The organism is Jongsikchunia kroppenstedtii DSM 45133, from assembly GCF_000380485.1.
Classification (GTDB): domain Bacteria; phylum Actinomycetota; class Actinomycetes; order Mycobacteriales; family Mycobacteriaceae; genus Jongsikchunia; species Jongsikchunia kroppenstedtii.
On sequence record NZ_AQYG01000050.1, the window covers coordinates 286,201 to 309,686 of the forward strand.

Annotated in this window: 17 protein-coding genes; 6 read left to right on the forward strand and 11 right to left on the reverse strand. The window is 68.7% G+C overall.

What is annotated here, in order from left to right; genetic code table 11:
- Positions 1 to 202 precede the first annotated feature (202 nt).
- Together G341_RS0117350 and G341_RS0117355 are read right to left on the reverse strand one after the other, a co-directional pair.
- Positions 203 to 1,084 (reverse strand): SGNH/GDSL hydrolase family protein, encoded by an 882-nt coding sequence (locus tag G341_RS0117350; RefSeq protein ID WP_026303818.1) that lies wholly within the window; start codon positions 1,082 to 1,084, stop codon positions 203 to 205.
- Positions 1,085 to 1,118: 34 nt separating this feature from the next.
- Entirely contained in the window at positions 1,119 to 2,042 is a 924-nt protein-coding gene (locus G341_RS0117355; RefSeq protein WP_245557040.1) for an SGNH/GDSL hydrolase family protein, read from the reverse strand.
- Positions 2,043 to 2,223: 181 nt separating this feature from the next.
- Here G341_RS0117355 and G341_RS0117365 point away from each other — a divergent pair, with 181 nt between their 5' ends.
- The gene (locus G341_RS0117365) at positions 2,224 to 2,682 is read left to right on the forward strand and encodes an SRPBCC family protein (protein WP_043451810.1); all 459 of its coding nucleotides are present in this window, start codon (positions 2,224 to 2,226) and stop codon (positions 2,680 to 2,682) included.
- Between the two features lie 99 nt (positions 2,683 to 2,781).
- On the opposite strand, the gene G341_RS0117370 is transcribed toward G341_RS0117365, so the two are convergent.
- On the reverse strand, positions 2,782 to 4,143 hold the full coding sequence (locus G341_RS0117370; RefSeq protein ID WP_018180438.1) for an MFS transporter: 1,362 nt from the start codon (positions 4,141 to 4,143) through the stop codon (positions 2,782 to 2,784).
- Between the two features lie 65 nt (positions 4,144 to 4,208).
- Between G341_RS0117370 and G341_RS0117375 the strand changes: the two genes are divergently transcribed.
- The 3 genes from G341_RS0117375 to G341_RS0117385 all read left to right on the forward strand — a co-directional run bounded on the left by G341_RS0117375 (position 4,209) and on the right by G341_RS0117385 (position 6,707).
- Positions 4,209 to 4,946, forward strand: coding sequence for an ArsR/SmtB family transcription factor (locus G341_RS0117375; protein ID WP_018180439.1), 738 nt, complete (start codon positions 4,209 to 4,211; stop codon positions 4,944 to 4,946).
- Between the two features lie 64 nt (positions 4,947 to 5,010).
- Positions 5,011 to 5,979, forward strand: a complete 969-nt coding sequence (locus tag G341_RS0117380) for a GlxA family transcriptional regulator (RefSeq protein WP_018180440.1) — start codon at positions 5,011 to 5,013, stop codon at positions 5,977 to 5,979.
- 14 nt (positions 5,980 to 5,993) lie between these two features.
- Positions 5,994 to 6,707 (forward strand): DJ-1/PfpI family protein, encoded by a 714-nt coding sequence (locus G341_RS0117385; RefSeq protein ID WP_018180441.1) that lies wholly within the window; start codon positions 5,994 to 5,996, stop codon positions 6,705 to 6,707.
- A gap of 6 nt (positions 6,708 to 6,713) precedes the next feature.
- Here G341_RS0117385 and G341_RS0117390 read toward each other — a convergent pair whose 3' ends face one another.
- From G341_RS0117390 to G341_RS0117405, 4 genes are all read right to left on the reverse strand, one after another.
- Positions 6,714 to 7,169: a peroxiredoxin gene (locus G341_RS0117390; protein WP_026303821.1), complete on the reverse strand. Its 456-nt coding sequence runs from the start codon at positions 7,167 to 7,169 to the stop codon at positions 6,714 to 6,716.
- A gap of 59 nt (positions 7,170 to 7,228) precedes the next feature.
- Positions 7,229 to 8,920 carry a SpoIID/LytB domain-containing protein gene (locus G341_RS0117395; protein ID WP_018180443.1) on the reverse strand — a complete coding sequence of 564 codons (1,692 nt, stop codon included), beginning with the start codon at positions 8,918 to 8,920 and terminating at the stop codon, positions 7,229 to 7,231.
- A gap of 236 nt (positions 8,921 to 9,156) precedes the next feature.
- A complete protein-coding gene (locus G341_RS0117400; RefSeq protein WP_018180444.1) occupies positions 9,157 to 9,819 on the reverse strand; it encodes a DNA-binding response regulator in 663 nt (220 codons plus the stop codon).
- 179 nt (positions 9,820 to 9,998) lie between these two features.
- Positions 9,999 to 10,982: an LLM class F420-dependent oxidoreductase gene (locus tag G341_RS0117405; RefSeq protein WP_018180445.1), complete on the reverse strand. Its 984-nt coding sequence runs from the start codon at positions 10,980 to 10,982 to the stop codon at positions 9,999 to 10,001.
- Positions 10,983 to 11,320: 338 nt separating this feature from the next.
- On the opposite strand from G341_RS0117405, the gene G341_RS23930 reads away from it, so the two are divergent.
- Complete coding sequence (locus tag G341_RS23930) at positions 11,321 to 13,651, forward strand: N-acetylmuramoyl-L-alanine amidase (protein ID WP_018180446.1); 2,331 nt, start codon at positions 11,321 to 11,323, stop codon at positions 13,649 to 13,651.
- A gap of 21 nt (positions 13,652 to 13,672) precedes the next feature.
- Here G341_RS23930 and G341_RS0117415 read toward each other — a convergent pair whose 3' ends face one another.
- The 3 genes from G341_RS0117415 to G341_RS0117425 all read right to left on the reverse strand — a co-directional run bounded on the left by G341_RS0117415 (position 13,673) and on the right by G341_RS0117425 (position 16,096).
- Complete coding sequence (locus G341_RS0117415) at positions 13,673 to 14,500, reverse strand: HAD family hydrolase (RefSeq protein WP_018180447.1); 828 nt, start codon at positions 14,498 to 14,500, stop codon at positions 13,673 to 13,675.
- A gap of 1 nt (position 14,501) precedes the next feature.
- Positions 14,502 to 15,254 carry a lysophospholipid acyltransferase family protein gene (locus tag G341_RS0117420; protein WP_018180448.1) on the reverse strand — a complete coding sequence of 251 codons (753 nt, stop codon included), beginning with the start codon at positions 15,252 to 15,254 and terminating at the stop codon, positions 14,502 to 14,504.
- 71 nt (positions 15,255 to 15,325) lie between these two features.
- A complete protein-coding gene (locus G341_RS0117425) occupies positions 15,326 to 16,096 on the reverse strand; it encodes a lysophospholipid acyltransferase family protein (protein WP_018180449.1) in 771 nt (256 codons plus the stop codon).
- A 155-nt stretch (positions 16,097 to 16,251) separates the two neighbouring features.
- Here G341_RS0117425 and G341_RS0117430 point away from each other — a divergent pair, with 155 nt between their 5' ends.
- The gene (locus tag G341_RS0117430; protein WP_018180450.1) at positions 16,252 to 17,844 is read left to right on the forward strand and encodes a Rieske 2Fe-2S domain-containing protein; all 1,593 of its coding nucleotides are present in this window, start codon (positions 16,252 to 16,254) and stop codon (positions 17,842 to 17,844) included.
- 60 nt (positions 17,845 to 17,904) lie between these two features.
- On the opposite strand, the gene G341_RS0117435 is transcribed toward G341_RS0117430, so the two are convergent.
- Positions 17,905 to 23,391 (reverse strand): ATP-binding protein, encoded by a 5,487-nt coding sequence (locus G341_RS0117435; protein WP_026303822.1) that lies wholly within the window; start codon positions 23,389 to 23,391, stop codon positions 17,905 to 17,907.
- Positions 23,392 to 23,486: the final 95 nt, after the last annotated feature.

A 23,486-nucleotide genomic window follows, 5' to 3' on the forward strand; every position in this document is an offset into this window, starting at 1 on the left:
GTTCAGGGTATCTGAGAGCACGCTCCAAACCGATTCGTGCAGGTCCGCAAACCGGTGATGCGGCGACCCTCCGCCGACCTCGGCATCCCGGTGCTGGCGCCCGGCTGAGCCCCCACATCCACACTGAAAACCTGACTGGAGCGCTGACATAACCCTGTGGGGAGGTCATGAGGCCCGTCCAGTCAGGTTTTCAGGGCCCGTCCTACTTCAGGCCGAGCGCCTTGCCGGCCAGCATCGCCATCTGCCGCTCGCCCAGGGCGTTGGGGTGCACCGGCACCAGCTGCTGATCGGTGATCAGCGGCTCGACCCACCGCGTCCCGACCGGCTGGCAGGAATCGTGGCCGACCGAGGCGGACGCGGCATCGACCACGGTGAAGCCGACCGTCTTGGCCGCCCGGGCGATCGCATCGTTCAGGGTCTTCTGCAGGCTGTAGGTGTACGGCACGTCGCCCGGCGCAACCGGGAATCCGGGGCAGCCCTGCACCTTGTTCGGCAGGATCGTCGGGTAGTTGATCACCGCGACGGTCGCGTTCGGCGCATGCGCGCGCACCGCGCGGTAGGCGTTGACCAGGTTCGGATAGGTCTGACTGTTGACCGTGTCGGCGATCGAGTTGCCGTAGCGGTCCTGGCACGGGTGGCCGGTGAAGCCGGTGGTGGCGCCCGCCGCGACGCATTGCGCGACGGTCTGTCCGAAGACGTTCTCGTCGTTGCCGCCGATCATCAGCGTCACCAGCTTGGTCCGCGGGCTCAGCGCGGACAGCTGCGGCCGCAGTCCCGGGAACTGCGGCGCAAAGAAGTCGCTCGTCTTGGCACCGCCGCAGCTGATATCGGTCAGCCGGAGGCCGGCCGACCGGGCGAGCACGTGCGCGGCATTGTTCTCCGACTGGCCGCAGAGCGGATAGGTGCCGGGCACGACCGGGTTGACGCCGCTGCCGGCGGAGTAGCTGTCACCGAGATTCACATACTCGGACCCCGGACTCGGCGGTGCGGCTGCGGCCTGCCCCGCACCGACCACCAGACCGGCGGCCGCAAGGGCGGAAGCGAGAAGAACGATCGAGCGACGCGCTATTGAACCCATGTACATGAGGATCATGTCTAGCACTTGTCGTCGGCCCGGCTCAGCTGTTTGCCGGAACAGTCAATCCGAGCGTCGACCGCACCGCCGCGGCCATCCCGCGCTCACCGGCCGCATTGGGGTGCACCGGAAAGTCCGGGATGCTCAGCTTCAGCTGGAGCAGCGGCTCGATCCATCGGTCTTTCTTCGATCGGCAGACGTCGTGGCCGACCGATGCCGCCGCGACATCGACCAGGGTCACCTTCGCCTGTGCCGCCGCCTTCGCGATGTCGTCGTTGAGCGCCGCCTGGATCGAGCGCGCGTACGGGATATCTCCCGGCGCCAACGGCAACTCGGGGCAGGCCTCCGACTTCGCCGGCAGGATCCACGGATAGTTCAGCACCGCGATCACGGCCCGTGGCAACGTCTTTCGCACCAGCTGATAGGCGGCGAGGATGCCCGGATACGTCTGCTGATGGATCTCGTCGGCGATCGAGTCGCCGTACGCGTTCTTGCACGGGGTCCCGAACCACAGGCGCTTGGCCGCGGCCTCGAGACAGTTCTTGAGCGTTTCGCTGAAGATGTTGCCGTTGTCCCCGCCGATCAGCAGCGTCACCAGCGTCGTGTTCGGATCGAGCGCATCGATCTGCGGCTTGAGGTCCGTCCGCTGGGCGTCGGTCAGGTCGCTGGTCTTGGCGCTGGCGCAGCTGACATCGGTCAGCTTGTAGCGCTGCACGGTCGCGATCAGATGGGCGTAGTTGCTCGACGACTGCGCGCACTGCGGGTCGACGCCGGGTACCTGTGGGTCGATACCCGCGCCGGCGGCATAGCTGTCGCCGAGGCTCACGTACGCGATCCCGGGCTTGAGCACATTCGAGAATGTCGGATTCCCGGTCGGCGCACTGATCGAGATCGCGGTCAGCCCCGCGGCGGTGACGGCAACGGTCCCGATGGCCAGCCAGCGCCACACCGTCGATCTCAATTTCACGAGTCCGTTCTAGCACCGTCGGCGCGACGACCAGCGACGCCGCGGCGATGACCGATGTCACGGTCGACGGCTCAGATCTCCGGCCACCGATGTTCGAGTCCGGAGACGATGAAGTCGATCTTGATGTCGACGACGCCGCGTTCCAGCTGCACTCGGGCAAAACGTCGCGTAGTTTTTGGTGATGACTATCGTTTCCATTAGTACGGAGTTGCCGCTTTCCGCGCACCGAGCTCGCGCGCTCGCGGCCGTGCCTGAGGTCATGCTTTTCGTTCTCGCGCCGGTGCTGTCCTTCGCGATGGATGAGGCGCCCGAGCCGGGAACCGCGGTAGAGCCGGGCTTTCGAGCACGCGGCCGCGTTCGGTGGCTGGGCGTCATTCCCAGCTGGACACACGAGATCGAGGTGGTCCGCCTCGACGAGAACGAGATCTACACCCGCGAGCACGGCGGGCCTGTGCACACCTGGAACCACCGACTCACATTCGAGCCGGTCGGCGCCGACTCGTGTCGCTACACCGACGAGATCGAGATCGACGGCGGCGTGACCGGATGGCTCACCGGGCTGTTCGTACGGGCCATGTTCCGTCACCGCCATCGCCGGTGGCAGACCCTGGCCGCCCTGGTACGCGCGCTACCCGCGTGAGACGCGAAATGCCCTGACCAGTCCCGATCGCTCCGGTATTAGCTGCGTCGCAACGCCTTTGGAGACGATCGCAGGCCGGTCCGGGCGCTCTCGGAAATCTCATCGATTACGGTCCACCCGCAGCAGCCCGGCCGCTGCGATCGCGAACGCGATGCCGCATACGGCCAACGACAGCTGCACATGCGCGAGGAATGCCCGGGCACCGGCCGGCCCGGCGGCGGCCGCCATCACCGCCACCCCGAGCGCGCCGCCGATCTGGCGGGCCGTGTTGCTCGCACCTGATGCGGACCCGGGCGTCGACCGCGCGGCGCCGAGTGCGACCGCCACGATGGCCGGGGTCAGGATCCCGACCCCGCAGCCCCAGATCATCAGCGCCAGACCCAGTTCCACGAACTGCCGATGCGGGACCGCCGCACATAATCCGGCGAAACCTGTTGCGGCTAGCGCCAACCCGATCGCGGACGTGCGCCACGCGCCGATTCGGACGCTGATCCGGCCGGCCACCGGGCCCAGCAGTGGCAACGGCACCATCGCCGGCAGCAGCATCAGCCCGGCCGACCACGGTCGCAGGCCGTGACTCACCTGCAGCACCTGGGTCAGCACGAACAACGACCCGACCATGCAGAGATTCATCAGGCCCGCGACGCCGCTCGCGATCACCAGGCCCCGACGCTCCGCTCGCGGTACCGCGAGCAGCGGCGCCGCCGCCCCGCGTTGCTGCCGCACCAATGCTGTTCCGGCCACCACTGCCGCCACCCCGGCGACCACTCCGATCGGCACCGACGCCGCGCCCTCCAGCACTGCGAAAACCGTTGCGCCGACCGTCACTGTGAGCAGCCCGGCGCCGAGCCAGTCCACGCCCGCGGATGAGCTCGCCGCATCGCGGGACGGGAGTCGTACCAGGATCGCCAGAGCGATCGCGATGACCGGGACGTTCAACCAGAACACCGATGGCCATCCGGGCCCCGAGACCAGCAGTCCCCCGAGCAACGGACCCGCCGGCAGCGCCAGCCCGCCGAGGGCCGCCCACAGCGCCACCCGGCGCGCCCGCACCTCGTCGTCAGCCGCCGACTGGGCGATCAGCGCCAGCGTGCCGGGCAGCATCACCGCCGCGGCTGCGCCCTGGACCGCCCGAGCCAGCGCGAGTGCCTCGATGGTCTGCGCCAGCGCACAGCCGATCGAGGAGACACCGAAGCCGACCAGGCCGAGCAGGACGATGCGTTTGTGCCCCAGGCGATCTCCCAATGCCCCGGCAGGCAGCAGGAGCGCCGCAAGCGGCACCGCGTAGGCATCCACCACCCACGCCAGTCGCGTTCCCGACACCGACAGGTCGTGGCCGATGGCGGGCAGCGCGACGTTCACCACCGTGACGTCCAACAGGATCAAGAAGTAGCCGGCGCAGAGCGCTGCGAACAGCGTCCTCGGCAGTCCGGCGGATGCGGCGGTGTCTCCTTCGGTCACGGCACCAGGGTCACCCGGATATACTTCGACCCTCGTCGAAACGAATCCGACCTAGGATCGGGGACATGGTCGACAATGACCCGCATCCGTCCGCCGACCCGGACTTGGCCGGCGTGGCATCGGCGTTCGCCGATCCGCGGCGGATCCGGGTGCTGATGGCGCTCTGCGATGGACGCGCCCTGCCGGCCGGGCGGCTGGCCGCCGAGGCGGGCGTGTCCGCGTCGACCGTGAGCAACCACCTGTCGGTGCTGCTGAAGCAGAGCCTGGTCGACGTCGAACAACACGGCCGCAACCGCTACTACCGCCTGGCTACGCCGCACGTCGAGGCCGTCCTCGAGGCGCTCGCCGGCCTCGCACCGCAGCGCCCGATCACCTCGTTGCGCCAGCACACCCGGGCCCGGGCGCTGCGCACCGGCCGCACCTGCTACCGCCACCTCGCCGGACGGCTGGGCGTCGACCTATTCCGGAGCATGCTGACGCGCGGCTGGATCATCGGCGGTGACGGCCGCTTTCACCCCGACACCGGCGACCGGCTGTCGGCGCCGGGCAGCTCGACCGACTACCGGCTCACCGCAGACGGCGCCGACCAGCTGGCCGAATTCGGGCTGCCGCAACGTCTTCTGCGACCGGGAGTGGCACTGACCTACTGCGTCGACTGGACCGAGCAGGCGCACCATCTCTCCGGCCCGCTGGGCACCGCGATCGCCACGACGATGTTCGATGCCGGCTGGATAGTCCGCGGCACCACTCCACGCAGCGTGGTCGCCACCCCGCTGGGCGAACGTCGCCTCGCCGATCTCTGACGTGTCCTGATCTGTGGGCCCGATGGCGTAGACGCCATCGGGCCGGTCTCCCAGACTGAATTGCATGATGCGAAACGTCGTCCTCCTCGGTTACCAGGGCGTTCAGGCCCTGGACGTCGTCGGGCCGTTCGACGTGTTCGGCGCCGCGACGCTGCTGCTGGCGAGCCGCGGCCACGGCGACGGGTACGCCCCGCTGCTGGCGTCGGCGGACGGGGCCGCGGTCGCCACCCTGACCGGCCTCGAGTTCGTCTCGAAGCCGCTGCCCGATCCGACGACGTCACCGATCGACACGGTCCTGCTGCCCGGCGGCATGGGCTTCGAGCAGGCCCGGACCGACCGCGCCACGATCGACTGGATCCGCGCGGCCGCCGAGCGGGCGAACCGGGTGGTGAGCGTATGCAGCGGCGCATTTCTCGCCGCCGAGGCCGGGCTGCTCGACGGCTGCACCGCCACCACCCACTGGGCGTCGGCCAAGCAGCTGGCCGACGACTACCCCCGGATCACCGTCGACCCCGAGCCGATCTTCGTCCGCAGCTCCGAGCGAGTCTGGACCGCGGCCGGGGTGACGGCCGGCATCGATCTGTCGCTGGCTCTGGTCGAGGACGACTTCGGCACCGAGATCGCGCAATCCGTCGCCCGCTGGCTGGTGATGTACCTGCGTCGGCCCGGTGGTCAGACGCAGTTCGCCCCGCCGGTCTGGATGCCGCGTGCCAGGCGCCGGCCGATCCGCTCGGTGCAGGAACTCATCGAGGCCGAACCCGGTGCCGCGCACAGCGTTTCCGACCTCGCCCGGCATGCGGCGATGAGCCCGCGGCACTTCACCCGGTTGTTCACCGCCGAGGTCGGCGAATCGCCCGGCGCCTATGTCGAACGCATCCGAACCGACGCCGCGCGGCGGCAGCTGACCGAGACCGACGACACGGTCACCACCATCGCCGCCCGCTGCGGATTCGGCACCGCGGAGACGATGCGGCGCAATTTCGTTCGGCGAGTGGGAGTTTCGCCGGATCATTTCCGCAAGACGTTCGCCTGACCAAGGAGGCAGCAATGCAGATCGCGATCGTTCTCTATCCCCGCTACACCGCGCTCGACTTCATCGGGCCCTACGAGGTGCTGCGCAACCTGCCCGGCGCCGAGGTCCGGTTCGTGTGGCACGAGACCGGACCGGTCGCCGCCGACTCCGGGGTGCTGCTGGTGGGCGCCACCCATACCTTCGCCGAAACCCCCTCGCCCGACCTGATCCTCATCCCCGGCGGCCAGGGCACGATGGAATGCACCCGGGACGAGGCGCTCCTGGAATGGCTTCGCAATGCGCATCGCACATCGACCTGGACGACATCGGTGTGCACCGGATCGCTGCTGCTGGCCGCCGCCGGGATTCTCGACGGGCGGCGCGCCACCTCGCATTGGATCGCGCTGCCCCTGCTGAAGACATTCGACGTCACCGCCGTAGGCGATGAACGGATCGTCGACGCCGGCGACCACATCGTCACCGCGGCCGGGGTATCGGCCGGCCTCGATCTCGCGCTCTGGCTCGCCGGACAGATCGTCGGCGAATCCAAGGCGAAGGCCATTCAGCTCGCGCTCGAATACGACCCGCAGCCGCCGTTCGACTCCGGGCACTCATCGAAGGCCTCGGCGACAACGAAGGCGACTGCGACCGCGTACCTCGCCAAGGACTCGTTCAATCCGGCCGCGTTGCAGGCGACGACGGTGCTGCTGTGGAACCGCGCCGTCGACCGGGTGCGCGCCCGGCGCTAGCCCGGCTCAGCCGCGCAGCGCCGCCAGCGCCTGATCGGCGTGCGTGTCCATGTTGATCTCCGAGGCGATCACCTGGGCGATCGTGCCGTCGGCGCGGATCGCGAAGGTGGTGCGCTTGGTCGGCATGAACTTGCCGAGCAGCGAACCGCGCGCGACGCCGTACGCGGTGGCGACGGCCCCATCGACATCGGCGAGCAGCGGATAGTCGAAGGAGTGCTTGTCGGTCCAGTCATGCTGCTTGGACACGTCGTCCCGGCTGACGCCGAGCCGCTGCACACCCGCCGCGGCGAACTCGCTCGCGAGGTCGCGGAAGTGGCAGGCCTCTTTGGTGCAGCCGGGCGTGAACGCCGCCGGGTAGAAGAACAGCACGACCGGGCCGTCGGCCAACATGGTCGACAGTCGTCGCGGTTGCCCGCTCTGGTCGGGAAGTTCGAAGTCGGGCGCGCGGTCTCCAGATTTCATGGGTCCAACCTAGCGAGATTCGCGGCTCCGGATAAGGCCCCCGGCCCACCTGGCGGACCTCAGCCGGCCCGCGTGGATGCCCCGGTCGCCGGGTCGATCGACAGCGTGCCGTTCTGGAACGGTGCGATCAACGGCTGATCGGGCACCTGCGCACCGGCCGGGGTGCCGAGGGAGTCCCGGGTCGGCAGGCCCAGAACCGCTTGCGCCCCTTGGGCGATGAAGCTCTGCAGGGAGACCCCCGTCAACGCCTGCGCGCCGGTCGCCGGCGAGTAGTAGATGTTGCCGTTCTTGTACTGCTGCATGGCCGCCTGCCCCTGCAGCAGCGAGATCAACGGACCGATGGCCTCACCCAGCGCCCCGGTGACACCACCGAGATCCGTGTACTTGCCGCCGATCGCGCTCAACGCCGTCTGCATGATCGAGCTGATCGGGTCGGATCCGCCAGACAGCGATCCCAATCCCGGGATCGATTGCGTGAGGTCCGTCATCGGATTCGCCGCGCCCACGCCGGCCGGCGGGGCGACGATCTGCGGCTTCGTCGTCTGACCCTCCACCGCAAACCAATTCGACTTGAGGCCGAGCTTGGTGCGCACATCGTCGGCCTTCGCCTGCACCGTCTGGCCGGACCCCACCAGGGTCACCTGGATCGCGCGGCCATTCTCCGGTCCCAGGCCGTTCGCCTGGGTGACGGTCATCGACGTGAGCGACCCCAGCCCGAATGCCGACGCCACGGCCGACGCCGGGATGGTGGCCGTCCAGTTGTGGAACGGCGAGATGGTGTCGCCATCGTCGACCACGGCCGGGAAGTCACGGCCGTCGGTGTATCCGCCGGTGGACGAGGAGAATTCGGTGAAGGCCGGCTGCCCACCCTTCAGCAGGATCTGTCCTGCCGTCTCCTGCACCGCGGCATTGGTCCGCGGGTCCTCGCCGGCGGCGCCGCCGTACACCTGCGAATTCTGGGTGTCATCAACGGGTTTGTTCAGTCTGACCGACGCCAGCGCATAGCTGCGAGCGACGATGGCCTGCGCCTGCAGCGCGGCCGCGCCGCCCTGGTCGGCCCAGGCAGGAATGCTCTCCTTCGGCACCACCCCGCGCACGTAGTCGTCGATCTGCACGGTGTTGACCACCTTGCCGTCGGCGGTACCGATCGAGCCGCGGTACGGCGCGTTGGATCCGCAGAACTTGAGGAGCTGGTCGACCGGGAGGTTGGGGGCCGGATTCACCGGCGAAACCTCGTGCGCGGCAACGGTTTGTCCGCCACCGCCGCCGCAGCCCGACGTGATGGTCGCGGTGTTGCCGTTGATCGACACGGCCTGGCCGGGTGCGGTGGTCACGGGCCCGACCTTCATGGGCGCCGTCGAATAGACGCTGGCGCTGTGCTGACCGGTCAGCGTGACGGTGACCGTCTGATTCGAGGCATTGCCCGGCGTGGTCCCGCCATAGAAATGCGACACGATCTGCGCCGCGCTCCAGCCCTTCTTGGCGTACCCGAGCGCGCCGTACTGGCCCATCCCGCGGCCGTGCCCGTTGCCATGGCCCTTGAGGACGATCTCGCCGCCGGCGGTCAACGTGACGTGCTGACGCACGATGCCCGGGTTCGCCAGCACCACTGCCCCGCCGATGACCAGCGCGGCAGCGGCGGTTGCCGCCACGACCCGCCGCCCGCGCGGCAGGTCGGATCGGCCGTCGATCGGACGGAACGTATAGAGGCCGGGCACCTTTCGCAGCAGCCGACGTGCCTTCTGGGCCATCGAGATGGTCCTTCCCCGCCGGGGCCGCGTCCCACCAGCAGTCTTACGAATGTTACTGGAGTGACGGTAGTAAACCTTTGTGGCAAGCGCCAAGCACGCACGATTACAACCCGGTCACAAATCCGACAACCTGCCGACTTTCCCCTCAACTCCGGGGCGCGACCACTGACAGGTACGCCCACGGCATCACCCATCGACCAGATACGCGTCGCCCCAGGGTCCAGCGCGGTGCGGGCTCACAGTTCGGACGGCGAGATGAGCCCGTCCTGAATCGCCCGCGCGACCAGCGAGGCCTTGGTCGATGCCGGCCGCCCCGCCGCGGCGTACTTGGCGCGGATCCGCTTGAGATGGGTGTTGACCGTGCCGACGGTGATGAAGAGCCGATTCGCCACCAGCTCTTTCGATTCCGTCTGGAACCAGCTGATCAGCACCTGCCGTTCCCGCGCCGACAACGACGGGCGTTCGGCCGACTCGTCGTTGGTCATCGCCTTCGCCATGGTCGGTGACAGGTAGGGCTGGTCGGCGGCGGCCGCGTGGATCGCCGCGGTCAGATGTTCACGGCCCTCGGACTTCGACAGATAGGTCACCGCACCACGATCCAGACAGCGCAGCACGATCGAGCTGTCGGTGTGCTGCGAGAACACGATCACGCGAAATCCGCTGTCGCACAACCGACTGATGCCGTCGAAATAGGGTTCCGCGGCGCCGTTCTGCAGCTCGAAGACGACGACGTCGGGGGCGGGCGCCGAGGCCTCGAATTCGCCGACGGACAGGTATCCGCCGATCATCGCCATCTGCGGCTCTTCCGTCGCACACCACACCGCGATGCCGTCGTGGATGACCGAGTGATCATCGATGACGGCCACGCGAATCCTCGGCGTCCCGTCCTCGTTCACCACGCGTCCGCCGATCCCCCGTCGGCCCGCGCACCGCCGCAGCGTGCACGCCGCAATGCGCCCACTTCGTCAAGCCTCCCCGATCCCATCTACCCCCGACGTCGCGCCCGTGACCGGCCGCGTTACACACCCCAGAGATTAGGTCCCGGACTTAACGAAAGTTCGCGAATCGGAGAGGAAACTTAGAGATTCGCGGCGTCGCCGAACACCGGCCCGAGCACGCCGCCGACCCGCTTCAGCTGCTCGAGGTCGTGCGCCAGCGGCCCGACCACGGTCAGCCCCTCGATACCGACGGCACGCAGAGCCTCGGCCTTCTCGATCACGACGCTCTCCGGGCCGATCAAGGCCGAATCCACGAGCGCCTGCGGCGTTCCCATCTCCAGCAAGCGCTCGCGCCACTGCTGCGCCTGCGCCTCCGTGTCGGTGACGATCACGCGCGCCATCGCCGTCTTGGTGATCTCGTCGAAGTCGCGGCCCTGCCGGTCGCAATGCTCGCGCAGCACGCCGAGCAGGTGCGTGCACTGATCGACGTCGCCGAAGAAGTTGCAGCCGTCGCCGTACTGGGCGACCAGCCGGAGCGTCTTCTTCTCGCCCGATCCGCCGATCAGGATGGGGATATCGCCGCGGATCGGCTTCGGGTTGTTGTACGGCTCGTCGATCCGGAAGTGCTGTCCGGCAAAGCTTCCCGAGGTTCCGGCGTCCCCGCGGAACATCAGCTTGCTGATCTGCAGCGCCTCTTCGAGCATTTCGAAGCGGGTCTTGAGCGGCGGGAAGTCGAAGCCGTAGGCATTGTGCTCGGCCTCGAACCAGCCCGCGCCCAGCCCATGCCAGACCCGGCCCTTCGAGATGATGTCGACCGTCGTGGTGATCTTGGCGGCCAGCGCCGGATTGCGATAGGTGACCGACCCGACGAGCAGTCCGAAGGTGAGGGTCTCGGTCCGCGCGGCCAGCGCCGCGAGCATCGTCGACCCCTCGAACATCCACTTCTCCGGGGTGCCGACTCCGGGAATCTGATGCAGATGGTCCATCAGGGACATCGAGCTGAATCCCGACGCCTCACAGGTCGTGGCCATCGCCACGAGCTTCTCGAAGATCTCGTCCGGTTCGGTGGTGTCCGGGTAGGTGAAGTTGCCGACGTGCAGGTCCAGAGTGATGGGTACGCGCATGCCAACGACGCTACGCCGGTCCGGAGGCTTCCTCCGGTACTTGCCGTGAATATCCGATTCAGCTCCTGGCGAACCCGCATTCGGCTCGTCGCAGGACCTCATAGACAACAACTGCATCACCAGTTTCACGAAACGCCGCAGGCGGTCGTGGACTTCGCCCCCCGAACCGGACACCATGTGGACGTCTGCGTCGCTGTCGGACGGGTCGCCTATCGGCCCCGTACCTGCGACGACGGTGTCGAAGGGGAAGTCGACCACCGGCCGGACCCGCTCGGCGTACCCATTTCGGGGCGCCGACGGATCGACCGGATCGACTGAACACCGACGAAGGAGACACCGTGCGCAAGCGGACCGCTCGACCCCTCTATCGATCGCCGCGGACCTCGCTGGCGATCGGTTCCGTCGCAGCCGTCGTGATCGCCAGCCCGCTCGCCGTCCTCGTGGGCGAGGCGCCGAACAATGCCGTCAACCATCAGGCACCCGGCGCGGTGGCTCCGACCAAGACGGTCATCAACAGTGTCAGCCTCAACCAGCTTCCGACCATGGCCCTCGATCTGGTCCGCTCCGGTCTCGCACAGGCCGGCGTGACGCTGCCGCCGATCGACGTCTCCGGAATCCAGTTGCCGGACATCCCGATTCAGGTTCCGCCGGGACTGATCCCGCCCGGCCTGCTGCCGTCGACCACGCCCTCGACCGAGACGCCGGCCCCGGCCGCGCCCGCCGCTCCATCGCCCACGCCGGCCGCCGGTTCGCCGAACCTGCCTGCCGGTGCGACGGACGCGGCGATCAAGGAGATCACCCAGTCCAAGCCGTTCTCGATGGTCGCGCTCACCTGGGACGGCCTCACCGACACCACCGCCTACATCCGTGCCAAGCAGCCGAACGGCCAATGGGGACAGTGGTTCTCGACCGACGGCACCGACGGCAACGCGACCCATCGCGCCGGCGTGCAGGGCACCGAGCCGATCTGGGTCGGCAACACCAACGCGGTGCAGGTCGCGGTGACCAAGAACGGCCAGGCCGAGCCGGTGAAGCCCGCGGCTCCCGGCCCGGCGACCGGCAACGCCGTCCCGTCGACCACGCCGAACGCCCCCGTGCTGCCGGCACCGACCAGCTCACGGCCGACCAGCTCGCCGCCGACGGTCAGCGTCGCGCCCGGCCAGATCAGGCAGCAGGCATTCACCGCCCGCCAGGAGCCACCGGCCGTTCCCCCGGCCCCGTCCGCGAATGCCGCACCGCCGGCCGCCCCGGCTCCCCCGGCCGCCGGCGCACCTGCTCCGACCAGCGGCGCGCCCGCGCCGGGCACCGGCGCCCTGCAGACCGTGGTCAACACCCTCAAGGCGATCCTGATCGCGCCCGGCACCTCGCCCGGCGACAGCCTGCTCGGCAGCTCCGGAGCCCAGGGCGGCAAGCCGCCGATCATCAGCCGTGAGCAGTGGGGCGCCGACGAATCGATGCGCTGCTCGCAGCCGACCTACGATCCGCAGCTCAAGGCCGCGGTCGTGCACCACTCGGCCGGCAGCAACGACTACACCCCCGCCCAGTCCGCGGAGATCGTGCGCGGCATCTACGCCTACCATGCACAGACTCTCGACTGGTGCGACATCGGCTACAACGCCATCGTCGACAAGTACGGCCAGATCTTCGAGGGCGCTTTCGGCGGACTCGACAAGAACGTCGAGGGCACGCATACCGGCGGATTCAACCCGGACACCGTCGGCGTGGTGATGCTGGGCAACCTCAACGACGTGCCGCCGACGCCCTCGCAGATCGAGTCGACCGGCCGCTACCTGGGCTGGCGGCTCGGGCTGGCAGGACTCAACCCGACCGGCACGGCAACCCTTGTCTCCCAGGGGTTCGACGGCAGTCAGTACGCCGCCGGCGAGACGGTGACCAAGCCGATGATCTCCGGCCACCGCGACTACGACGAGACCGACTGCCCCGGCAACTACGGCTACGAGGCGCTCGATCAGATCCGCCAGGTGGCGGCCGGCAAGCTGACGCTGCCGATGCAGCCGAGCCCGACCGATCCCGACTCCGGCACCCAGAACAACCTGGTGGACAACAACTCTTCGCTGCCGAGCTCCAGCGGCACCAGCCCGGCGACCACCACCGGCGCGGTTCCCCCGGCGCCGGACGCGCAGGGCCCCGGCACCCCGAGCGGCCCCGTGCTCACGCCCTCCGATGTGGGCGCGATCGCCGCCAAGTGGGTCGAGCTGGGCGGGTCCAATGGCCAGCTGGGCCGCGCGCTGTCGGCCGAGACCGTCACCCCGGACGGCAAGGCCACCTACGCCAACTTCCAGAACGGGCTGATCTACTGGTCGGCCACGACCGGCGCGCAGGTGATCTGGGGTCTGATCGAGAAGGCCTGGGCGGCACTGGGATTCCAGAACAGCCCGCTGGGCCTGCCGACCGGCGGCGAGACGATCACCGGCAACCTGGTGAGCCAGACGTTCCAGTTCGGCAAGCTGATCTTCAACACCAGCACCGGCATCGTCAGCCAGGTGGTGCAGACCTACCTGAACGAGCTGCAGAAGAACCTGAAGAACCCGCCGGCCTCATCGCCGGCCCCGGCAGCCCCGGTCGCTCCGGCGCCGGCAGCAGCACCGGTCCCGGCGCCGCAGGCCGCTCCGGCCCCGCCTGCGGCACCCACCGTCCCAGCCCGCTAGTCATCTCCGCCAGTCGGCGACTCAGAACCAGCGGGACAGGATGCGGCCAACTCCGTCGTCGCCGACCGTGGTGGTGACCTCCTGCGCCGCCGCCTTGGCCTCCGGGTGCGCATCGCCCATCGCGACCCCGTAGTCGGCCCACTGCAGCATCGCGACATCGTTCGGCATGTCGCCGAACGCGATCACCGAATCGGTGGGCAGGGCGGCGAGACCGGCGAGGGTCTGCAGTCCGGCGGCCTTGCTGACCCCGGGCGCGGCCAGCTCGATGAGCCCGTTGTCGGTCGAATACGTCAGGTCGGCGACGGTCCCGACGAGGGGCCGCATCCGTTCCGCCATTTCGGCGCTCGGCATCCCCGGGCAGCGCACCAGCATCTTCACCGCCGGCTGCGAGATCAGGTCCCGCTCGGACAGCTCGACGTGATCGGGATTGAGCCAGGCATGCCGATAGTCGGTGGTTGCGACGAACGGCGCGGTCGCCGCATCGTGCGCACTGTTTCCGGCCCGCTCGGCGGCCAGGCCGCAGCCCGGCAGCTGTTCATGGGCCAGGCCGGCGAGCCACGCGAGGGTCGGCGCATCGAGTGTCGTGGAATGGAGGATCCGATCCTGCGAGACGTCGTACAGCACAGCGCCGTTCGCGCACACCGCATACGGCAGCGGAGGCAGTTGGTCGATGATCTCCGCGAGCCACCGCGGTGGTCGCCCGGTGGCCGGCACCACGACGGCCCCGGCGGCGAGGGCGCGTTCCAGCGCCGCCCGCGTCATCGGCCCGATCAAGTTGTCGTCGCCGACCAGGGTTCCGTCGATATCGCAGACGATCAGGTTGGGTGGCCCGAATCCGGTGTCTGGCAACCTATTTGGCCTTCTCGGCACGCGCTGCCGCCTTGGCGGCCAGCTCGTCCGCGTCCAGCTTGTCGGCCTCGGCCAGTGTGGGCGCGCTGCCGCCGAGCCGCACCGGCAACCACGGGGCGCCCGCGGGCTCGGTGCCGTATTCGAGTTGCACCTGCTCCAGCAGATCCTGCATCCGAGTACGCAGCTGGGCCGTCAGCGATTCGGCATCTCCGGTCGGCGCGATGGCGTCGCCGAGCCGCACCAGCATCGGCGTCCGGCTATAGCGCAGATGGCGGGGTTGCCCCTTGGTCCACTTGCGCTGCATGCCCCAGACGATCACCGGGACGATCGGCACGTTCGCCTCGAGCGCCATCCGGGCCGCGCCGGACTTGAGCTTCTTGATCTCGAAGCTGCGGCTGATCGTCGCCTCCGGGTAGACGCCGACGACCTCGCCGTCCGAAAGCGACTGCACCGCAGCCGCATACGCATCGGCGCCGGCGAACCGGTCGACCGGCACGGCCTTGCACTGCCGGACCAGGAACCGCATGATCGGCATCTTCGCCGCCTCGGCCTTCAGCATGAACCGCACGAACCGGCCCGCGGCGCGGCCGGCCAGCCCGACGCCGATGAAGTCGAGATACGCCGTGTGATTGGCGGCGAGCACCGCACCGCCGGTGGCCGGCAACCGATCTGCGTTCTCAACCCGCGGACGCACGCCGATCACCGCGAGCAGCGTGTGCGCGATGACCACCAGAACTCGATAGACCGGTTCCATGCTCAGAGACTATCGAGCGGTCCGCGGAGCCGCACTCGCTGGTCGGTGCCGTGCCATGCCGTCATGATCGCCTAGCTCGACTCGGGCCCGCCGTTTCGATCGGAGCGCTTGGCGACCCGCGCCGCCTTCTCCTCGTCGTCGAGCCGAGTCGCCTCCTCCAACGTCGGCGCGCTGCCACCGAGGCGAGCCGGGACCCAGTACGCGCCGGCCGGGTGCTCCGGGTAGCCGTCCTGCAGTTCCAGCAGTTTGGCCGACATCACGTCGTGCAGCTTCTGCGTCAGCGCGACGGGGTCGCCATTCGGTTCCAGCGGCTCGCAGACGCCGATGTGGATCGGGATGTTGCTGCGCCCGATGTTGCGCGGATGCCCCTTGGTCCACACCCGCTGCGCGCCCCAGATCACCGTCGGGATGATCGGCGTTCCCGACTCGATCGCCATCCGCGCGGCGCCGCTCTTGAACTCCTTGATCTCGAAGCTGCGGCTGATCGTCGCCTCCGGATAAACGCCCACAAGCTCGCCGCGCTTGAGGTAATCGACCGCCGCCCGATAGCTTTCGGCACCCGCCTCCCGGTCGACCGGGATGTGGCGCAGGGACCGCATGATCGGTCCGGTCCAGGTGTTGTCGAAGACTTCCTTCTTCGCCATGAAGCGCACCTTGCGGTTGTGCGCCTTGAAGGCCGGCAGCCCGGCGTAGGTGAAGTCGAGGTAGCCGGTGTGGTTGATGGCGACGACGCCCCCGCCGGTCTTGGGCACATGCTGCTCGCCGGTCAGCGTGAACTTGAGTCCTTCGGCGAACCACAGCGTGCGGGCGGCGGCGATGACGGTGTCGTAGACCGGTTCCATAGCCGCAAACTCTAGCCCGTTCGGCGGGCGCCCGCCCCACAACCTACGGGACCGTAACCTTGCCCTGAGCGGCTCGAACGGAGCGGCCGTTACCCTGGTTGTTCGACATACTCGGGTCGTCATCAGACCCACGCTCGATCAGAGAGGGGCAGCGCGTGCAGGTCACCAGCGTCGGCCACGCCGGTTTCCATATCCAGACCGCGGCAGGCTCCATCCTGTGCGACCCCTGGGTCAACCCCGCCTACTTCGCGTCCTGGGTGCCATTCCCGGACAACTCCGAACTCGACTGGAAGACCCTCGGCGACTGCGACTACCTCTACGTGTCGCATCTGCACCGCGACCATTTCGACGCCGCGCACCTGGCGGAGTACATCAACAAGGACGCGATCGTCCTGCTGCCGGACTACCCGGTGCCGGACCTGCAGCGCGAGCTGGAGGCACTCGGCTTCCACAAATTCATCGAGACCACGGATTCCACGAAGCATCGGATCCGCGGCGGTGAGATCGTCGATTCGCAGGCGCCGCGACAGGCGGGCGACCTCGACATCATGATCATCGCCCTGCGCGCGCCGGCCGACGGACCGATCGGCGACAGCGGCCTGATCGTCGACGACGGCGAGACCGTCGTCTTCAACATGAACGACGCCCGGCCGATCGACCTCGACGTCATCACCGAGGAGTTCGGCCGCGTCGACATCCATCTGCTGCAGTACTCGGGCGCCATCTGGTACCCGATGGTCTACGACATCCCCAAGCGCACCAAGTCGAACTTCGGCGCCCAGAAGCGCCAGCGCGGCATGGACCGGGCGCGGGCGTTCATCGAGGCTGTCGACGCCACCTGGGTGGTGCCGTCGGCCGGCCCGCCGGTCTTCCTCGACGACGAGCTCCGCTACCTCAACGACGACCACGACGATCCGGGCAACATCTTCCCGGACCAGGTGACTTTCCTTGATCAGATGCGCGAGCACGGCACCGATACCGGCGAGAAGCACCGCGGCCTGATGATGATCCCCGGCTCGACCGCCTCCTTGACCGGCGCCGAGCTGCATGAGCTGAGCCACCCGATCGCGCCCGACGAGATCTTCGGCGACAAGGCCGCCTATATCGAGAAGATGGCGCAGAAGTTCGCGCCGATCATCGCGGCCGACAAGGCAACCTGGGCGCCCGCCGAGGGCGAGCCGCTGCTCAGTCCGCTGCGCGACAAGTTCGAGCCGATCATGAAGCAGAGCGATCTGATCTGCGACGGCATCGGCTACCCGGTCGGCCTGGTGATGGGAGACGAGACCGTCGTCCTCGATTTCCCGAATCGCGTTGTGCGCGAACGAGAAGAGGGCGACGGCAAGTACCGCTACGGCTTCCGGATCGCCAAGGAGCTGGTGCGCACCGTGCTGCGCGACGACGAGCCGGACTGGGTCAACACGATCTTCCTGTCGACGCGCTTCACCACCTGGCGGATCGGCGGATACAACGAGTTCCTCTACACGTTCTTCAAATGCCTCACCGACGAGCGCATCGCCTACGCGGACGGCTGGTTCGCCGAGGCGCATGACGACACCGCGGTCATCGAGAAGGACGGCTGGGAGATCCAGCGCCGTTGCCCGCATCTCAAGGCCGACCTCACCAAGTTCGGTGTCGTCGAGGGAGACAAGCTCACCTGCAATCTGCATGGCTGGCAGTGGGATCTACCCAGCGGCCGCTGCCTGACCTCCAAGGGCCACGAGCTCAGGTCGACCAAGCTCGACCACTGAGACCCTGACGAATACGGGCCGTCGAGGAGGTCCCCCCCCCCCCCCTCAACGGCCCGTATTTCATATGTTTCCAGCGCGATCCATGCTGCCCGGGGCCCACGCGGGATGGGTCTCGATGGCGCCGATGATCCGCGGGCGCAACTCGTCCGCGCGGATCACCGCGTCGACCGAACCGACCTCGACGGCGCGGCGGATGCTGTGCACCGCATCGAATTCCGCCGCGATCTCGCTGATCTTCTCCGCCCGCACCGACTGCCGGAGATCGTCCAGCTCCGCCGACAGCGTCGAGCGCTCGGTTCCGGTGAGATCGACCAGCCGCGCCTGCAATTCCTGCACCCGCGGGTCGGCGTCGATGCGCTTGGCCACATCGCCGGCGAACACGACCGCAGCGGCCGGCGCGCCGCCGAGCACCGAGGCGAACGACCCGTCGATGGCGAGCACCGTCATGTTCGGGTTCAACGCCTTCGAGAACACCACGAACGCACCGCCGTGGTAGCGCGAGATCACACAGAACACGATCGGCCCATCGAAATTGACGATGGCGCGGCCGATTTCGGCGCCGTACTCCAGCTGCAGCTTGCGCAGCGACTCGGGTGAGCCGTCGAACCCGGACAGGTTGGCGAGCACCACCAGCGGCCGGTTGCCGCTGGCGACGTTGATCGCCCGGGCAGCCTTCTTCGACGACTGCGGGAACAGCGTGCCCGCGGTGTACGTGTCCGGCCCGTCGGTCGGTGAGTAGCCGCGGCGCTGCACCTCACGGGACTCGATGCCGAGCAGGCACACCGGGATTCCGCCCACGTGCACGTCGGCGACCACCGCGGTCTCCGCGTCGGCCATGCCCGCCCACCGCTCGCGGACCGGATGATCCTGGTCGGCCAGCGCGCGCATCACGGTACGAATATCGAAGGGCTTCTTGCGATCCGGGTTGAACTCGGCCGAGAAGATCTGCCCGACGGTGGTGAAGTCGCTGCCCGCGAGCTCGTGCGGGAAGTCCGACACGTCGCGGTCCGCCGGGTCGGCCGTCACCGCACGACGCGGCGTCCGCTCACCGGGCACCACATAGGTGTGGTCGTAGTGCGACATCAGCACATCCCGCGCGGCACCCAGGTTCGGCGCCCAGTACTGCGCCTGGCCGTTCGGCCCCATCACGCGGTCGTAGCCGCCGATGCCGAAGTTGTCCTCGGCCGACACGCCGCCGGAGAAGTCCAGCGACTGCTTGCCGGTCAGCACCATCGCCGAATCCGGGGTCATCACCAGGATGCCCTTGGTGTGCATCAGCATCGTCGCCTCGGCATTCCAGTACGGCTGCCCGCCGACGTTGATCCCGGCGACCACGATGTTGATCTCGCCACCGGCCTGGGTGAATTCGACGATTCGCTTGAGCGCCAGGGCGATCCAGTCCATGTTCTCGGTGCCGGAGTCCATCGAGATACGGGCGCCGGACGAGAGCGCGTACCACTCCAGCGGAACCCCCAGGCGTTCGGCGAGGTCGATCGCGCCGACCACTCGCGCGCATTCCGGTTCCGCCAGGGCGCCAAGCGATTTCGTCGGATCACCGAGCAGCACCACGCGGGTGATGCCCTCCGGATACTTGTCGGTGGCCGTGGTCACCACGCCGGCGACGATCGCCGCGGAGTTCAGGCCGCGATCCCGATCGACCGGCACCAGCCGCTGCTCGGCGTCGAGATCGTACTCACGGAAGTCGCCGAGGAGCGCGGCCAACTCGTACGGGTAGACGGTGCCGCGGCGCGAGGCCCGCAGCACCTTCTGCCGGTAGGCGTCGATCGGTTCGATCGGGTCGTCGGACGGCACCCCGACCTGCACGTCGAAGCCGCCGGTCGCGTTGGCCGCGAACCGCAGCGACACCTTGTCGAGTTCGCCGGTCGTGCGGTTGCGACGCCGGGCGATCACCTCGACCTCTTCGATGCCGACCCCGGCCGTGATGGCCCGGATGTAGTCGGCGATCCGATCCAGGTCGGCGCGGGCGGCCTCGAGCGGCGGCCACACGTAGATGATGATGCGGTTGGTGGCCGAGCCGCGATTGCCGGCGCGGCGCGCGCGCCGGATCGAGTCGACGCACGAGGCCAGTGCGGTCTCGGCGCTCGGGATCGTCAGCAGTCGGCCATCGGGCTCGCGCAGCGCGCTGAGATCACGGACCTGCGCGAAGGCGATCAGCCGGTCGTCGGCCGTGTTCTCCTTCGCCACCGCGCGGAACAGGTACACCTCTTCGTCGTCCGACGACGGCAGGCGCGTCAGGTCGAACTTGCGCAGCCGCTCCATCCGCATCCGCTGGGCGATATACGGGTGCAGTCCGCGGATCAGCCGCTCCTCGACCATGCCGGTCGCAGACGGCCGGAAGGTGAAGTGGTGGTGCATCATTGCGCCGTGCGCGCCGGCGACCGTGGTGGTGATGCGGTGCACCTGGGTGGGCAGCGACCGGGCCGCGACGATCTCGTGCAGCGTATCGACGATCACGTCGAAGTCGTCCGGCTGATCCTCCCAGCTCAGGTAGATGTCGGCGTCGATCGATGACGCGTCCCGAGCCAGCTCGCCCAGGCCGTCGATGGCCGCTCCCAACTCGTCGAGGCCGACGGCCGCCGAGATCAGGCTCGCCCCGTCGCGTTCGGCGATGACGAATGTGGTGCCGGCAGCCTGCGCGGTACGGACCCCGGTGAGGCCCTTGTTGCCGTAGTAGCGGCGGGTGAGCACCTCGAGCATGGCGGTGTTGTCGGCGACGCCGTCGACCATCCGCTGCCCGAGCAGCCGGACCAGCGGCTCGGTGCTGCCCACCACCTGCGCGACATGCTCGTCGCGGTCGGCGGCGTCCGGGTGGGCGTCGAGATACTTGAGATGCTCGCCCACGTCGAGGTACACCCGCGACCGGTTCTCGTGGACCAGCTGCTGGCCGAACCACGAGTAGAGCAGGCCCCGCGACAGATCCGCGATCGCCGGGAATCGCAGCTGGGCGGCCGCCGCCAGGTGCTCGACCGCCGGACCGACCGGCTCGCGCAGCTCGGCGGGCGGCGTCGGTCCGCGCAGCAGCTCGCGCAGCAGCGCGATGATCACCGCACGCGACTGATCGGCATTCTGCAGCGAGAGGAAGATGCGGAATACCGCGGCCTCCAGCTCGGGGGTGCGATCCAGTTCGGTGATCCCGTAGTGCGCGAGCGCCTTGCCGAGCTGGGCGTGGAACGACTCGGGCAGGCCGTCGCGTTCGACGTCGAGGCTCTGCAGATATGTGTGCAGATTCTCGCGGGCGCTGTGCACGTGCTCGCCGGAGTCGTAGTCCGACAGGCGATTCTGACTCAGCTCGGCGAGGTCGGCGAACACGGTCAACAGTTCGACCTCGCCGGCCAGCAGTGCCTCGGTGTCCGTCGCCTCGCGGCGGGCGGCGAGATAGTCGTTGAGCAGTCGCGCGCTGTCGAGCGGGTCGACGTCGTAGCCGAGGAGCTGGCTGCGCAGGTTCTCCTGCCCGCGGACGATGCGTTCGGCGACGGCGACGTCGCTCGGCGCGGCCGGCAGATCGAGCTCCACCTCGTCGACCGTTTCGACGGCGCCATCCGCGTCGTCGTCGGCGATCGGCTCCAACCGCATCAGCGGTGCACCGGTCTCGACCTGGGTGCCGACCGACACCAGACATTCCTTGAGCCGGGACCGCGTCGGTGCCCGGAGCACCGTCTCCATCTTCATGCTCTCGAGCACCAGGACGGGCGCCCCGGCCTCGACCTCGGCACCGACCTCCAGCGGCGTCGCGACGACCAGCGCCGGTGCGGGCGAACGCACCACGCCGCCCTCGTCGCGGCTCACTCGGTGGGTCACGCCGTCGACGTCGACGAGGTGCACCGTGCCGTGGGTATCGGTGATCAGGCGGTACCGCACGCCGTTGAGGACGATCTGCGCAGCATGCTCATCGAAACGCTCCAGATCGACGTCGGCGGCGTGGGTCTGGCCGCCGGCCTCCACGCCGACGCGGAACCGATGGGCGCCGATCCGGGCCACGCGCACGCGGTAGGCGACCCCGCGCAGCTTCAGATCCACCGGGGTACCACTCCGATGCTGCACCTGCGGGCGGCCGCCGGACGCGGTCGACAGCAGGCGCTGCCGCTCCACCGACTCTTCTTCTTCGTAGGCATCGATCGCCGCGGCCACCAGTGCCACCGCCGAATGCCGTTGGGCGACAAGCCGACCCTCGCCGCGGACCCGGTCGATCCAGCCGGTGTCGGCGCTGCCGTCGATGACCTCCGGCTGATCGAGCAGGTCGAGCACGAAGCTCTTGTTGGTCGAACCGCCCTCGATGATGACCCGGGTCTGGGCCATGGCGCGGCGCAGTCGGCCCAATGCCTCGTCGCGGTTGCTGCCGTAGGCGATGATCTTCGCGATCATCGAGTCGAAGTCGGCGGGAATCGAATCGCCCTCGCTCACACCGGTATCGACGCGGATGCCGGGGCCGGCCGGCAGATCCAGCCGGGCGATCCGGCCGGGAGCCGGCGCGAAGTCGCGGTCGGGGTCTTCGGCGTTGAGCCGCGCCTCCACGGCATGCCCGCGCTCGACCGGCGTCGAACCGGTCAGCGGGATGCCGGAGGCGACCTGCAGCTGCGCACGGACCAGATCGAAGCCGGTGGTGATCTCGGTGATCGGGTGCTCGACCTGCAGTCGGGTGTTGACCTCGAGGAAGGCGAGCAGATCCTCGCCGGGGTGGTACAGGAACTCGACGGTCGCGGCGCCGCAATAGCCGACCGCGACGGCCAGCCGCTCAGCCGACGCCTTCAGGTTCGCCACCTGCTCGGCCGGCAGCACCGGCGACGCCGACTCCTCGATGACCTTCTGGTTGCGTCGCTGCACCGAGCAGTCGCGCACACCCAGCGCCCATGCCGTGCCCTGGCCGTCAGCGATGACCTGCACCTCGACGTGGCGGGCACCGGTGACCAGGCGCTCCAGGAAGACGACGCCGCTGCCGAAGGCGCGTTCGGCCTCGTTGCGCGTCAGCTCGTAGGCCTCGCGCAGGTCGGCGTCGTTGGTGATGACGCGGATGCCGCGGCCACCGCCGCCGGCGGTCGCCTTCAGCATCAGCGGGTAGCCGATCTCGGCGGCGGCCGCAACCGCGTCGTCGACGGTCTCCACCGCGCCACGGCTCCACGGAGCGACCGGCACGCCGACTTCCTCGGCGATGATCTTCGCGCCGATCTTGTCGCCCAGCTTGCGCATCGCGTCGGCCGACGGACCGATGAAGGTCACGCCGATGCGATCGCACAACTCCGCGAACGCCGGGTCCTCGGCGACGAATCCCCACCCGACCCAGGCCGCCTCCGCGCCGGTTTCGCGCAGCGCGGTCTCCAGCAGCTGCAGGTTCAGGTATGGCCGGTCGACGGCCGGTCCGAGGTCGTAGGTGATGTCGGCTTCGCGCACGAAGGTCGCGTTGCGGTCGACGTTCGAGTGGAGCGCGATCACCTCGATCCGCTCGCCGGTCTCGGCGGACAGGCCGCGGACCGCATTGATGAGCCTCATCGCGGCCTCGCCGCGGTTCACGATTGCGATGCGAGTGAACATCATCGTCTCGATTCTTCTGGTCGTATGCACCGTCCGCCCACCGGGTTCCGGGGGCCTGCGACGGTGACGTGCGAGACCATGCTGACGAAGGTGCA